Annotated in this window: 11 protein-coding genes; 4 read left to right on the top strand and 7 right to left on the bottom strand. The window is 67.4% G+C overall.

Annotated features, from left to right (window positions below; genetic code table 11):
* Positions 1-222: 222 nt before the first annotated feature.
* Genes AC1DGI_RS09985 through AC1DGI_RS10000 form a run of 4 tightly spaced genes read right to left on the bottom strand, consistent with a single transcriptional unit; the run spans position 223 to position 5405 of the window.
* Positions 223-1338 (bottom strand): ABC transporter substrate-binding protein, encoded by a 1116-nt coding sequence (locus AC1DGI_RS09985; RefSeq protein ID WP_476898673.1) that lies wholly within the window; start codon positions 1336-1338, stop codon positions 223-225.
* Between the two features lie 37 nt (positions 1339-1375).
* On the bottom strand, positions 1376-3154 hold the full coding sequence (locus AC1DGI_RS09990) for an ABC transporter permease (protein ID WP_476898674.1): 1779 nt from the start codon (positions 3152-3154) through the stop codon (positions 1376-1378).
* Positions 3151-4248 (bottom strand): ABC transporter ATP-binding protein, encoded by a 1098-nt coding sequence (locus tag AC1DGI_RS09995; RefSeq protein WP_476898675.1) that lies wholly within the window; start codon positions 4246-4248, stop codon positions 3151-3153. Before AC1DGI_RS09995 ends, AC1DGI_RS09990 begins: the two co-directional genes overlap by 4 nt.
* A 38-nt stretch (positions 4249-4286) precedes the next feature.
* A complete protein-coding gene (locus AC1DGI_RS10000) occupies positions 4287-5405 on the bottom strand; it encodes a PrpF domain-containing protein (protein ID WP_476898676.1) in 1119 nt (372 codons plus the stop codon).
* A gap of 313 nt (positions 5406-5718) precedes the next feature.
* On the opposite strand from AC1DGI_RS10000, the gene AC1DGI_RS10005 reads away from it, so the two are divergent.
* From AC1DGI_RS10005 to tcuA, 3 genes are all read left to right on the top strand, one after another.
* On the top strand, positions 5719-6378 hold the full coding sequence (locus tag AC1DGI_RS10005) for a GntR family transcriptional regulator (RefSeq protein WP_476898677.1): 660 nt from the start codon (positions 5719-5721) through the stop codon (positions 6376-6378).
* Between the two features lie 76 nt (positions 6379-6454).
* Positions 6455-6877: a universal stress protein gene (locus AC1DGI_RS10010; protein WP_476898678.1), complete on the top strand. Its 423-nt coding sequence runs from the start codon at positions 6455-6457 to the stop codon at positions 6875-6877.
* Positions 6878-7059: 182 nt separating this feature from the next.
* Positions 7060-8526, top strand: a complete 1467-nt coding sequence (gene tcuA, locus AC1DGI_RS10015; RefSeq protein WP_441399670.1) for an FAD-dependent tricarballylate dehydrogenase TcuA — start codon at positions 7060-7062, stop codon at positions 8524-8526.
* Positions 8527-8558: 32 nt separating this feature from the next.
* On the opposite strand, the gene AC1DGI_RS10020 is transcribed toward tcuA, so the two are convergent.
* The gene (locus AC1DGI_RS10020) at positions 8559-9290 is read right to left on the bottom strand and encodes an alpha/beta fold hydrolase (protein WP_441399671.1); all 732 of its coding nucleotides are present in this window, start codon (positions 9288-9290) and stop codon (positions 8559-8561) included.
* A gap of 155 nt (positions 9291-9445) precedes the next feature.
* Between AC1DGI_RS10020 and AC1DGI_RS10025 the strand changes: the two genes are divergently transcribed.
* Positions 9446-10084 (top strand): GntR family transcriptional regulator, encoded by a 639-nt coding sequence (locus AC1DGI_RS10025; RefSeq protein WP_476898679.1) that lies wholly within the window; start codon positions 9446-9448, stop codon positions 10082-10084.
* A 403-nt stretch (positions 10085-10487) separates the two neighbouring features.
* Here AC1DGI_RS10025 and AC1DGI_RS10030 read toward each other — a convergent pair whose 3' ends face one another.
* Together AC1DGI_RS10030 and AC1DGI_RS10035 are read right to left on the bottom strand one after the other, a co-directional pair.
* Positions 10488-12581 carry an ABC transporter ATP-binding protein gene (locus AC1DGI_RS10030; RefSeq protein WP_476898680.1) on the bottom strand — a complete coding sequence of 698 codons (2094 nt, stop codon included), beginning with the start codon at positions 12579-12581 and terminating at the stop codon, positions 10488-10490.
* Positions 12578-14314, bottom strand: coding sequence for an ABC transporter ATP-binding protein (locus AC1DGI_RS10035; protein WP_476898681.1), 1737 nt, complete (start codon positions 14312-14314; stop codon positions 12578-12580). The genes AC1DGI_RS10030 and AC1DGI_RS10035 overlap by 4 nt, the downstream gene beginning before the upstream one ends.
* Between the last annotated feature and the right edge of the window lie 164 nt (positions 14315-14478).

Here is a 14478-nt window from a genome sequence, read left to right on the forward strand (position 1 = left end):
CCACCGGACGCCGGTCCACCCGCCGAACAGCCACGTGTCCTGCAGCACCGGCGCTGGGAGTTCATGGAGATTAGTTACGGGGCTTGGGCCGGACGCCCAGGGACCGGGTTGGTGCAGCGGGGCGGCGCACGTTGCGAATAGGCGATGATCCCGGTGACCATCATTCGCCGCCCCGCTGCGGTTCGTTGCCCCGGGCCTCTGAGGACCCGGGCAGCCTGCGGGTTACTTGCTGTAGCCGAACACCTTGTTCCACTTGGTCAGGTCGTCTTTGCCGAAGCTGATCGCATCGGTGTTGGCCATGCGGTAGACCTTTCCGGAGTCCGCGGCCGGCAGCTTGATGCCCATGATGGTGGGCGGCTCAACGTCGGTGCGGGCTGGGTATTCGCCCAGCTGTGCGAAAACCTTCTGGCCCTGCTTGGACAGGTTGTAGTTCATGAACACCTTGGCCGCCTCAACGTTCGTGGCGGAGCCTGCCATGCCCAGGTAGTAGTCGTAGGCCACGAGTCCTTCGTCCGGGACGATGAACTTCACCGGGGCCTTGTCCTGCACGGCGGAAATGTTCGTGCCGCTGATGGTCACGGTTCCCACCGCCACCTCGCCGCGGGCCAGGGCGGTCGCCTCCGCGCCCAGGGAGTCATAGATGGTGGGCTTCTGCGCGGCGTACTTCGCGAAGTAGTCGGCCCCCATCTTCGATTCCATGAACCGGCTCAGGGAGGCGGTGCTGCCGCCGGAGCCGCCCTGGACGATACCCAGCTTGCCTTGCCATTTGCCGCTGACGGCGTCGGCCCAGGACTTCGGGGCGTCAGCTTCCTTGACCAGCTGGGTGTTGTAGCCCAGCGTGTAGACGGAGTTGAACATGCGGGTGAACTGGCCGCCGTCGACCGAGACGTCCTTGAACTGCGAGGCGCCCGGCACGTCGTAGGCCTTCCAGACTTTCGCGTCCTCCAGGGTCTTGGCGATCCGGTAGTCGGAGGTGCGGATAACGTCGGCGCCCAGCTTGCCGGCGCCCTGCTCGGACTGGACGCGCTCGGCCAGCTTGTTCGGCGTCAGGCGCACCACGTTGACCTTGATGCCGGTGTCCTTGGTGAAGGCGGCCACCAGGGCGCTCTCGGAGGACTCGGTGTAGCCGGAGTACAGGCTCAGGGTCTGGGTCTTGGCCTTGTCATAGGTGGCCTTGTCCGCGATGTTTTCCCCGTTGATCACCAGCCCGTCGTCGGTCTTCACCTCTGCCGTGCCGGTGACAACGCTGTTGCCCGCGGCGGCGCCGCCGCAGGCGGCCATGCTCAGGGAGAGGACGACACCGAGGCCGAGCAGGGGGATTTTGGACGCTAACTTCATTGTTTAGACCCTTTCAAATGGATTGGTGTGGGAAGCGTTACTTGGAGCTGACGAGCTTGCGGTCGGCGCCCACCTTCTGGGCGATCACCGCCAGCACCGCGATCACGACGATGTACAGGACGCTGACGGCCGCGGCCGCCTGGCTCTGCCCGTTGTCGAAGTTGTCGAACACCAGGATCGAGAGGATCCGGGTGTTGGAGGTGAACAGGAAGATGGAGGCGCTGAGTTCACGCATGGAGAGCATCAGGAACAGCAGGAACGAGGACGTGATGCCCACGCGCATCAGCGGCAGCGTGACGGAGACGATCGCCTGGGCCCGCCGCGCGCCGAGCATCACGGCGCTGTCCTCCAGGTCCTGGTCCATTTGCAGCATTGACGCCGAGATGCCCCGGTAGCCCTGCGGCAGGAAGACCGCCACGCAGGCGATCGCCAGGATCGCGAGCGTGCCGTAGACCGGGACCGGCAGCAGCAGCCAGGTCCACAGCAGGCCGATGCCCATGACGATCGCGGGAACTGCCAGCGGTGTCATGGCGATCAGTTCGATCAGCTGGCCGAGGCGCGACTTGGTCCGGTAGCGGACGTAGGAGGCGATGAAACTCAGCGTGGTGCCGGCGATCGCGGCCAGGACGGCCACCATCACACTGTTGCGCAGGGCCAGCTGGAAGTCGTGCGAGCCCAGCACGTCCGCGAGCTTGGCGAAGCTCATCGCCCCGGTCTCGAAGAGCTGGGAGATGGAGGCCACGAACGGGGTGGCCTGCATGGACGCCGCCAGTAGCGCCAGCATCGGAAGGACGACGGCGACGGCGAAGTACGCCAGGGCGAGGATGGTGAACGGCCAGCGCAGCTTCCGCAGCGGGACCTGGCGGGGCCGGTTGCCCTTGCCGGTGACGGTGGTGAACTTGCGCTTGTTGATGATGCGTTGCTGGATCACGGTGATGATCAGCAGGGCGGCCGTCAGGACTATCGCGATGCTGGCGGCCTGATTGCTCTTGGCCGGCGTCGCGCTCATCAGGCGGTAGATGTAGGTGGGCAGGGTGTCGATGCCGGCCGGGTTGCCGATCACCTGGGCCACCGGGAAGTTCTCCATGGTCAGGGCGAAGACCAGGATGGCGGAGCCCAGCACGGCGGGCAGCGCCAGCGGCAGCGTGACCGTGCGGAGCATGGTCTTCAGGGTGGCGCCGTGGACCGTGGCGGCCTCTTCGAGGTCCGCGTTCATCATGGACAGCGAGCTGTGCATCAGCAGGAACGCGTACGGGGCGTAGAAGATCCCGAGCACGAAGACCAGCCCGGGCAGGCTGTAGATGTTGATGATGAAGTCGATGCCGAGGTCGCGGAGCAGGATGTTCAGATACCCGGCGCTCGGGGAGGACAGCAGTGACCAGGCCAGGGCACCCACCAGGGCGGGGATGAACATCGGGGCCATCCCGATGAAGAAGATGAACTTGCGCAGCGGCGCATCGGTACGGGCACAGACGAAGGCCAGGAACGCGCCGATCACCAGCGCCACGACGGCGGAACCGGCACCGACCATGAGCGAGTTGCCCAGTGCCCCGAGGGCTTCGGGGCTGGCCAGGAGCATCAGGTTGTCCAGCGTCAGACCGCCCAGGGAGATGTTGCCGGGCCGGGGAACGGCGTCGGAGAACGCCGCGAGCAGCACCAGGGCCAGCGGCAGGAGCACCAGGACGGCCAGGATCGCGATGATGATCATGGCGGGGGTGTTCTTGCGCAGGTTCCCGAGGGACTTGGTCCCGCGGGATGCGGTGCGGACCGGGCTGGCGGCGACGGCGGGATTCGCCAGCGGGGTCTTCAGGCTCATACCAGCACCTCCGCCGGGAGGATCTGGACCTGGGCGGGATCGATGCTGACCCACACGGAGTCGCCCACCTGGTGCTGTTCGCCGCGCTTGATGGTGCCGAGAGCGTCCAGCTCCAGGCCGCCGTCGAGCTCGACGGCGTAACGGACGTCGTTGCCCTGGAAGCCGGCCACCATGACCTTGCCCTTCCAGGCGTTGGCCGCCGTCGCCGGCCGTGAGCTGATCTGGAGGTCTTCGGCGCGCATGCAGACCTTCAGCTGCTGTGACGCCGGGGCGACGCGCTGGGAGGAGTGGACGGTGACGTCGTGTCCGGCCACCTTGGCGGAAGATGATCCGTCCGAAGCGGGCACGGACTCGCAGTCCATCACGTTGGAGACGCCCAGGAAGTGGGCGATCGAGGCGCTGGCGGGGGTTTCGTACATCTCGCGCGGGCCGCCGATCTGGACGATCTTGCCGCCCTGCAGCAGCGCGATCCGGTCCGCCAGGGCGAAGGCCTCGTGCTGGTCGTGGGTGACGTAGACGCAGGTCAGGCCCAGGCGCAGCTGGATTTCGCGGAGCTCCACGCGGAGCCGGTCACGGAGCCGGGCATCCAGGTTGGACAGCGGCTCGTCCAACATCAGCACACTGGGTCGCATCACCAGGCTGCGGGCCAGGGCCACGCGCTGCATCTGGCCGCCGCTGAGTAGGCTGGCGCCGCGGTCGGCGAACTTCTCCAGGCCCACCATGGTGAGGACCTCCATCACCCGGTCCTGGGTTTCGGCCTTGGAGAGGCGCTGCAGCTTCAGGGAGTACGCGACGTTCTGGAAGACCGTCATGTGCGGCCAGACGGCGTAAGACTGGAACACCATGCCGACGTTGCGCTTGTTCGGCGGCAGGTTGATGCCCTTTTCCGAATCGAACACCACGACGTCGTCGATGATGATCCGGCCGGAGCTGGGCTCCTCCAGGCCGGCGAGGCAGCGCATGGTGCTGGTCTTGCCGCAGCCGGACTGGCCCAGGAGAACCAGGGCCTCGCCGTCGCCAATGTCTAGGTTGAGGTTCTCAATCGCGACGAAATCGCCGTACTTAAGCTGCAAATTCTGGATGCTGATTTTCATGACACGTCCTTGTGAATGGTTAGAAGCCTGCCGCCCGGTCAGTCGCCGGGGACGAGCACTGTTCCTTCGCTGATGACCCTGGCGGACCGCTGGAAGGCGACCTTACTGGGAACCGCTGCGTCCAGGGCCGTCCTGGTCGCGCCGTTCAGAAGGTGGATTGCCAGAGTGTTTTCGCCGGCCTGGCCCGGCTGGGCCACCGCGGCGTTGGCGACAACGGAGCCAGGCCGCCCGGAGGCGGCGGCGATGGCGACGGCGCTGGTGAGGCCGATGGCCGGGTGGAGGGCGCCCATGGAGATCATCCGCGCCGAGACCCCGGTTTCACCGGCGGGCGGCGGACCAACGATGCCTACCTTGGGAATGGACGTCAGGTGGCTGGGGATTCCCATGGTCTTTGCGGCCGCGGCCCGCAGCGCAGGAGCCAGGGCCACCAGCTCCTCCAGGTCCTCCGCGCTTTCCAGGCCGGTGAAACCGAAGTCGCGAGGATCGAAAATCGCGGCAGGGGCCCCGGCGTCGATCAGGGTTGCGTGGAAGGTGCGTCCCTGCACGGTGACCTCGTCGACGGGGCTGCCGGTGGGCAGCTCCGTCTCGAAGCTGGTCCAGCTGCTGCTCTCGAAGATGATGTCCACCGGGACGCCCGGGTAGTACTGGCCCGGGATCTGCCGCGAGCCGTAGGTGGGGACCTCGCCGCCGGGGGTGGGGACCTCGCAGACCAGGCTCAGCCCGGTGACCGTGTTGACGATCGTGACGCGGGAGACGCCGTCGGCCGGGGGGACGAGCCGGGCGTGCAGCGTGTACAGGCCCAGGCCGGTGGCGCAGTTGCCGCAGTTGCTGTCCCACTCCACGGAGGGCTTGTCGATGGCCACCTGCGCGAAGCGGTAGTTCACCACGCCGTCCGCCGAGCCGAGGTCGTCCACGATGATCGCCTTGCTGGTGGTGGAGGACGCGCCGCCGACGCCGTCGATCTGGCGGAGGTCCGGGGAGCCGAAGGTACGGATCAGCAGGCGTTCGATGTCCGCGGTGTCCGCCGGCAGGTCGCTCTGGCGGAAGATCCAGCATTTGCTGGTCCCGCCGCGGACCAGGGCGGCCGGGACCTGAATGACTGACGTTCGTGGGGAGTCCGATTCCCCCAGTTGGACCGTGCCGGTGGGGCTGGTCATGGTGTCTCCTCAATGGTGCCTGCGTACCGTCGTTGGTACCGGTCGATTTTTGAAGCAGTTTCGGTACAGTTTTTAGAAACCGTCCTCGCTTTCGATAGAATGTATACCGTTTGTAGGAAGCGAGCAACAAAAATGTGTGTTGGCACACACCCGTTACCCGAATGTGACGGGCGCCTCGCCGGGGCATCGGCAATGTGTTCACGAAAAAAGCCAGCTGTATACCGTGTGTTAAAATGGTCATCGACTGTATGGTGAGTTCAATCAGGACCGCCTGATGTTCACAGCAGCTGCTGCCACAAGGAGGAGTCCAGCGATGAGCAATCCGGCGCTCATGAGTCCATACCTGATGATTCGCAACGCGATCATTGCCCAGGAGTTCCCCCCGAAGGCCCAGCTGGTGGAGAACGCGCTCGCCAAGAAGTACAGCGTGTCTCGCACTCCCATCCGGGAGGCCCTGCGCCGCCTGGAAACCGAGGGCCTCGTCGAACGGATCGGCTCCCGCATGCAGGTCCGGGAGTACCGGCCCGAGGAGATGCTGGACCTTTACGAGGTGCGCTCCTTCCTTGAGGAGGCCGCCGCCAAGACGGCTGCCCTGCGCCACACGGACATGGACCTGATGCTGATCGAACGCGCCCACCAGAGCATGGTGGACCTGAAGTTCGAGGAGGCCCCCGCGGCCCAGCTGGCCGCCGTGAACCGCACTTTCCACGAGCGCATCTGGGCGGCGAGCCACAGCGCGGCGCTCCTGGATCTGCTGGACCGCATCCTGGTCCACTTCATCCGCTACCCCGGCACCACCCTGGCCACGCCGTCCCGCTGGAACCAGGTGCTGAAGGAACACGAGGAACTGGTGGCCGCCATCCGCGACCGCGACGCAGAGCGGGCCGGCAAGATCGCCAGTGCCCACCTGGAAGTTGCCAAGAACATCCGTATCGAAATGTACATCGACGCACAGGAGATCCCTGCGCCGTAAACCCCTGCAGGTCACCCGGTGCCGGCGGGGCATCCGGGAGCACCGCCATGAGTGACCAAAAAAAGGAGTTCGACCAGTGTCAGGCATCGTCATCGTCGGCGTCGACGGATCAGAAACAGCCATGCGGGCCGCGCGTACCGCCGCGGACCTGGCCTCGGCCATGGGCGCAACCCTCAATGTCGTCACCGCGTACGCGAGCGACAAGACCGAAGTGGTGGAAATCGCGGGCGAGGACTGGACCGTCTCCGACTCCGAGCAGGCGACGAAGGTGGCGCAGCGGGTGGCATTGCTGCTCGGCGCATCGGGCGTCTCCACCACGTACACCGTCGCGCACGGGAAGCCCCACGAGGTCCTCATCAGCGAGGCCGAACGCCTCGAAGCCAAGGTCATCGTCGTGGGAAACCGCCGGATGCAGGGCCTGGGAAGGGTTTTGGGCAGCGTGGCCAACACGGTCGCCCACAACGCACCGTGCGACGTCTTCATCGCAAAAACCAACTGACCACAGCGCGCCCATAGCGGCGGCGCGACGGGATCGGCAGGGAGCCCGACCGGATACGGTCGGGCTCCCTGCTGCGTTTCGGCACACTCTAATGCCGCCCGGGCGTCATGTTGCGGGATCCTCTTGCCACGTTGCATTCTGTTGTATACATTCGTATCCATACATAGACAGGAGCTAAAACAATGATTGAGAACGTCGACGTTCTGGTGGTAGGCGGCGGCAACGCCGGTTTCACAGCAGCATTGGCCGCGGCCGAGAACGGCCGCTCGGTGCTGCTGCTGGAGAAGGCGAAGAAGGACCGCGCCGGCGGCAACAGCTACTACACGGCGGGCGCCACCCGTATCCCACACGGCGGGCTGGAAGACCTGGCCGACGTCGTCGAACCCGACGAACGCCACGCGAAAACGGAGGTCCCGCCCTACACGCAGGAGGACTACCTTGCGGACCTGGAGAAGGTCTCCGGCGGACGCAACGATCCGGAGCTGTCCCGGGTGCTGGTGGAAGAGAGCCACCGAACCCTGCGCTGGCTACAGCGGCAGGGGCTGAAGTACCGGCTGATGTACGAACGCCAGGCCTACAGCCGGCCGGACGGCTCGTTCCTGTTCTGGGGCGGCCTGCATGTCGGCAACGTCGGCGGCGGCAAGGGCCTGATGGAGGACCACGCCGCGGCGGCCGAGCGCGCCGGCGTCGGCGTCCGCTACGGCCAGGCCGTGACGGGCCTGATCGCAGAGGATTCGCGCGTCGTGGGCGCGCGGTTCCGCGACGGCGACGGCGTAGAGGGTGAGGTGCGCGCCGGTTCCGTCATCCTCGCCTCCGGGGGCTTCGAGGCCAATCCCGAGATGCGGCGCCGCTACCTGGGCGAGGGCTGGCAAAACGCGAAGGTCCGCGGCACCCCGGGCAACACGGGAGAGATGATCCTCGCCGCCCTCGAGGCGGGGGCGGCGCAGGGCGGCGACTGGTCCACCTGCCACAGCGTCGCCTGGGATGCCTGCTTCGCCGAGAATGAAAGCAATTTTGAGCTGACCAACCAACTGACCCGCGGCGGCTACCCGCTGGGCATCGTGGTGAACCAGGCGGGCGAGCGTTTCGTGGACGAGGGCGCGGACTTCCGCAATTACACCTATGCCCGCTACGGCCGGGACATCCTGCAGCAGCCCGGCGCGGTGGCGTACCAGTTCTTCGACGCCACCACCCGGCCCATGCTCCGCGCCGAGGAGTACGAGATGCCCGGCGTCTCGGTGATCGAAGCCGATGACCTGGCCACTCTGGCCGAGCGCGCGGGCATCGACCCGGCGGGGCTGGAACGCACGGTGTCCGAGTTCAACGCCGGCATCGATACCGGCCGGGCGTTCGACCCGAACGTCAAGGACGGCCGCGCGGCCGCCGTGGAGCCGCCCAAGAGCAATTGGGCGCTGGCGCTGGAGACGGCCCCCTTCTACGCCTTCCCCGTCACCTGCGGGGTGACGTTTACGTTCGGCGGGCTGAAGACGGACACTTACGGACGCGTACTGGACCAGGGCGGCGCGCCCATCCCGGGCCTGCTGGCCTGCGGCGAGGCCCTCGGCGGGCTCTTCAGCGGCAACTACCCGGGCGGCAGCGGGCTCGCGGCCGGGGCGGTGTTCGGCCGGCGGGCCGGGTCCATCGCCTAAGTCCTTTTCGGCTCCCGCCTCCGTGCGCTTCGTTACCCGGCGACGACGGCGTGGAGGGCGGCGGCGGTACCAGCGGGGTCGGTCAGCATGGCGCAATGGTCCCCGCTCATGGTCACTAGCCGGGTGGTGGGCGGCAGGTTGGAGAGGGACATCCGCATCCGTCGTTCGGTGTTCTGCCGGTCGTCTTCCGGCCAGATGTAGGTCACGGAGATGCCGTCCAGGGCGCCGGCGGGCAAGGTCCACGGTTCGAAGAGCGGCCCGGCGGGCTGCGGGGTGAGGCGGGAGCGGATCGCCTGGACTTCGGGATCCCCCGGGACCAGCGAGGAGAGCCAGCGCGAGGCAACCACCTCGGCGGGCACCACGTAGCTGCCGTCCCCGCGCTCCGCGGCTTCCCGTTCGTAGGTCTCGCGGATGGCGGGGTCCAGGGTGTCCGCCCAGGACTGGCCGGGTTTGCGGGCCTGGGCGCTGAAGTAGACAAGGTGCCGGACCTTGTCCGGGGGCTGCAGGGCCGCGGCGGCGATCGGGTACCCGGCCATGCTGTGCCCGGCGAGGACCACGGGTTCCGGGGCGGCGTCCAGCCGATCGACGACGGCGGCTACGTAGTCGGCCACGGTCACCGTGTCCCTCGGGGTGCCGTCGTCGCCGTGTCCCGGGAGGTCGAAGGCGGCTGCCTTGGTGCCCAGGGCGGCCAGTTCCGCGATGGTCGCGCCCCAGCACCAGGCGCCGAGCATGCTTCCGTGGACCGGTAGGACGTCGGCTGCCATTTGCGCTCCTCATGTGGGGTGGGCGTTCGGGGGCGGCAGTCCGTCCGGTCAGCCGCACCGCGATTGAATGCAAATGTATACTGCTATAGGCAAGGGGAACCCTCTGACGTTGCCGCAGTGCGGCCGGTCCGGGGTCCCGGTGAGGAGCGTGCGCCATGTTGGACAAGTCGGTCTACAGCCGCCTGCGGGAGGACATCCTGAGTTCGGCGGTGTCCCCGGAGGAGACCCTCACCGAGGTCAAGCTGACGGAGCGGTACGGCGCCTCGCGCACGCCGGTCCGGGAGGCGCTGCAGCGGCTGGAGCAGGACGGCCTTCTGGAGCGGCGCGGGAAGATCCTGGCGGTCCGGACGCACACGGCCGAGGAAATCGTGGACATTTACGAATCCCGGATTGTGCTCGAGGAAGCCGCGGCGGCCAAGGCGGCGCGGAACCGGACGGACCTGGACGTCCGGCTGCTGCGGGCCAAGTACCAGAGCATGCGCGCGCTGGATCCGGCCGACGGGCCGGCGCTGGCCGAGGCGAACCGAGAGTTCCACGGCCTGATCTGGTCCGCGGCCCACAGCCCGTCGCTGATGCGGCTCCTGACCGGCCTGGACCAGCAGGTCCGCCGCTACACGCTAACCACCCTGACCCACCCGGGCCGTTGGGACGCGGTCCTGGCAGACTATGACGCCCTGGTTGCGGCAATCGAGGCCGGCGACGCGCCGACGGCCGGCGACATCGCCGCCCGCCACATGACCGAAGCCCTGGAAATCCGACTGCAGATGTACGCCGAGGACCCGCAGCGGTTGTAGAGGCGACGCGCGCACGCTCCAAGGGACGACCGAAACAACGGGCGGCCTTATCAGCTCCACGCGGCCACGCTCAAGTCCGCCGTGGCCTACATCTGGGTCGGCGTTGGGTGCCCGACCCCCTGCCTCTGCCCGAGTGAGGCCAGTGCCCGAAGGTGCACGATTATCCTCGGAGCCCCGCTTGGATGAGCAGCTCTTGGCTCACGGGGGACAGGCGGACAGGCCAGATTGGAACGGTGTTGGCGGCTAGTAGGAGTCCGTAACCGGTTATCGAAGCTCTGGCCTGTCTCCTCGGCAACAATCCTGACGGAGTCATGGGTTACAGACGTCGACTGCTCTCCGGACACGACGCAAGATCGATACTGGTCCCCATTGCATCGCCTCCGGTCTGTTACCCCCCCCACGGCTAAACCTCCGCCACAGGCGCCGCGAACTGCGCCGCGTACAGCGCCGCGTACGCCCCGTCCGCGGCCAACAGCTCCGCATGGTTCCCCTGCTCCACGATCTGGCCGGCCTCCATCACCAGGATGAGGTCGGCGTCGCGGATGGTGGACAGCCGGTGGGCGATGACGAAAGAGGTCCGGTCGGAGCGCAGGGCGCTCATCGCCTTCTGCACCAGCACCTCGGTGCGGGTGTCCACCGAGGATGTTGCCTCATCCAGGATCAGCACGGACGGCCGGGCCAGGAACGCGCGGGCGATGGTGAGCAGCTGCTTCTCCCCCGCCGAGACGTTGCCGCCCTCGTCGTCGAGCACCGTGTCGTAACCCTGCGGCAGGGACCGGACAAACCGGTCCACGTAGGTCGCCTTCGCCGCCTCCAGGATCTCCGCCTCGGTGGCCGAAGGCCGGCCGTAGGCGATGTTGTCCCTGATGGTCCCGCCGAACAGCCAGGTGTCCTGCAGCACCATGCCCATCCGCGAGCGCAGCTCATGCCGGGACATCAGCGCCACGTCCACCCCGTCCAGGGTGATCCGGCCGGCGTCGAGCTCGTAGAAGCGCATCATCAGGTTCACCAGCGTGGTCTTGCCCGCCCCGGTGGGCCCCACGATCGCCACCGTCTGTCCCGGTTCGGCCACCAGCGACAGGTCGGAGATCAGCGGCTTGTCCGGCGAGTACGCGAAGGACACGTCCTCGAACACCAGCCGCCCGCGCGTCGATTCGGGCTTGACCGGCGCATCCGGGTCGGTCAGCTGCTCCTCGGTGTCCAGCAGCTCGAACACCCGCTCCGCCGACGCCACGCCGGACTGCAGCAGGTTCGCCATCGAGCCCAGCTGGGCCAGCGGCTGGGTGAACTGCCGCGAGTACTGGATGAAGGCCTGCACGTCTCCCAGCTGCATCGCCCCGGACGCCACCTGTAGGCCGCCCACCACGGCGATCCCCACATAGACCAGGTTCCCGATGAACGTCATGGCCGGCATGATCAGCCCGGAAATGAACTGCGCGCCGAAGCTCGCCTGGTACAGCTCGGCGTTCTTCTGCCGGAACGTCTCCTCCACCTCGCGCTGCCGGCCGAAGACCTTCACCAGCGCGTGCCCGGTGTACGTTTCCTCGATCTGCCCGTTCAGCTCGCCGGTGTTCTTCCACTGCGCCACGAACAGCTTCTGCGAGCGCTTGGCGATCAGCGCCGTCGTCACCAGGGTCAGCGGAATGGTCACCAGCGCGATGATCGCCAGCGTGGGCGAGAGGATCACCATCATCACCAGCACCCCGGCCACGGTCAGCAGCGAGGTCACCGCCTGGCTGATGGACTGCTGCAGGCTTTGGGAGATGTTGTCCACGTCGTTGGTGACGCGGCTGAGCAGCTCGCCGCGCTGCACGGTGTCGAAGTAGCGCAGCGGCAGACGGTTGATCTTCGCCTCGATCCGCTCGCGGAGCCGGTACACGGTCCGCTGCACCACACCGTTGAGGATATATGCCTGCATCCACATAAACGCCGACGCCAGCACGTACAGCGCCAGCGCCCACAGCAGCACCGAGGACAGGGCTGTGAAGTCGATTCCGGTGCCGGGCGTCAGGTTCATGGCGCCGAGCATGTCAGCCTTTTGGTTCTCCCCCGCGGCGCGCAGCTGCGCGATCAGCTGCGCCTTGCTCACCCCCGCGGGCAGCTGCTTGGAGACGACGCCGGCGAAGATCAGGTTGGTGCCCTCGCCCAGCAGCCGCGGGCCGATCACGGAGAACGTCACGCTCACGACGGCGAGGAGCAGTACCAGCGTCAGCCAGAGCCGCTCGGGGCGAAGTTCGCCCAGCAGCCGCTTCGCGGACGGCCAGAAGTTCATCGCCTTCTCCGCCGGGACGTTCATCCCGGCGAACGGGCCGCCGCGGCCGGGGCCGCCGGCCGGGCGGGGAATCCGCAGCGGGGCTTCCTTGCCGGTACCGGGTGAAGCCGGCGCCGCCCCGCCACCCGCACCAGGGCCTCCGGGACTGGAGGCTCCCCCGCCACCGGATGCTCCGCCGGAGCCAGCCCCGCCCGCCGTAGGCGTCTGCGATTCGACCTTGCTCATACCGCCTCCTCCGCCGCGAGCTGGGAGTTCACAATCTCGTTGTACGTCTCCGAGGTCTCCAGCAGCTCCTCGTGCGTGCCGTGCGCGACGATCCTGCCGTCGTCGAGCACCAGGATCTGATCGGCGTCCGCGATGCTGGAGACCCGCTGGGCGATGATCACCAAGGTGGCGCCGGCGGTGTGCTGCTTGAGCGCCTGCCGCAGCCGGGCGTCCGTGGCGGTGTCCAGCGAGGAGAACGAGTCGTCAAAGATGTACAGTTCGGGCCGTTTCACCAGCGCCCGGGCGATCGCGATCCGCTGCCGCTGGCCGCCGGAGACGTTGGTGCCGCCCTGCGAGATGGCCGCGTCCAGGCCGCCCTCCATCTCGCGGACGAAGTCCTCCGCCTGGGCGATGGCGAGCGCCTGCCAGAGTTCGTCCTCGGTGGCGTCGGGCTTGCCGTAGAGCAGGTTGCTGCGGACCGTGCCGGAGAACAGGTAGGGCTTCTGCGGGACCAGGCCGATGTGCCCCCAGAGCAGGTCTGGGTGCAGTTCGCGCACGTCCACGCCGTCGATCAGCACCGCGCCGGAGGTGGCGTCGAAGAGCCGGGGCATCAGGTTCACCAGGGTGGTCTTGCCGGACCCGGTGGAGCCGATGATCGCCGTCGTCTGCCCCGCGCGGGCGGTGAAGCTGACGTCGGAGAGGACCGGCGCCTCGGCCCCCGGGTAGGCGAAGCCGACGTCGAGCATCTCCAGCTCGCCGCGGGCGGCGCCGGACAGGCTGACCGGTTGCGCGGGAGGCCGGACGCTGGATTCGGTGCCCAGCACCTGCCCGATCCGATCCGCGGAGACGGCGGCGCGCGGGATCATGATCGCCATGAACGTGGCCATCATGACGGACATCAGGATCTGCATCAGGTAGCTCAGGAACGCGATCATGGTGCCCACCTGCATGGACCCGTCCTCGATCCGGTAGGCGCCAAACCAGATCACGGCCACGGAGGAGACGTTCAGGACCAGCATCACGGTGGGGAACGCGAGCGCCATCAGCCGCCCGGCGCGCAGCGCGGTGTCCGTGACGTCCGCGTTGGCGTGGCCGAAGCGCTCGGTCTCGATGTCCTCGCGGACGAACGCGCGGACCACTCGGATGCCGGTGAGTTGTTCGCGCAGCACTCGGTTGACCGTGTCGATACGGGTCTGCATCAAGCGGAACAGCGGCACCATCCGGGTGACGATCAGGCCCACGGCCAGCAGCAGCACCGGGACGCTGACCGCGATCAGCCAGGACAACTGCACGTCCTGCCGGATGGCCATGATGACACCGCCGATGCTGAGCATGGGCGCGGTGACCATCAGCGTCGCGGACATCAGCACCAGTTGCTGGACCTGCTGGACGTCGTTGGTGGAGCGGGTGATCAGGCTGGGCGCGCCGAACCGGGTGACTTCCTGCTCGGAGAATTCCGCCACCCGGGTGAAGATCGCCCCGCGCACGTCCCGGCCCAGCGCCATGGCGGCCTTCGCGCCGAAGTAGACGGCGGCGATGGTGCAGGCGATCTGCAGCAGCGTGATCATCAGCATCATCCCGCCGGTGCGCATGATGTAGTCGGTGTCCCCCCGCGCCACACCCTGGTCGATGATGTCCGCGTTCAGGGTGGGCAGGTACAGCGAGGCGATAGACGCCGCCAGCTGGAAGACGACGACGGCGAGCAGCAGCCGGCGCTGCGGCCTCAGGTATTCGACGAGCAGTTTCCAGAGCATCCGGTCTCCACTTTCCTGGTTCTCACCTTGTTAACGCACACTGCACGCGCGGTGGTTCGGAGGTCAGTTTACGTCCGGATGCTGGGCGTGGACCGGGTTCCTCTCAGGGCGAAGCAGCAGGGCGGTTCTGCGGCGACCCTGGCCACGGAAAGGCGCCCGCGCCC

It is taken from the genome of Arthrobacter sp. 05N428_2 (assembly GCF_056397065.1).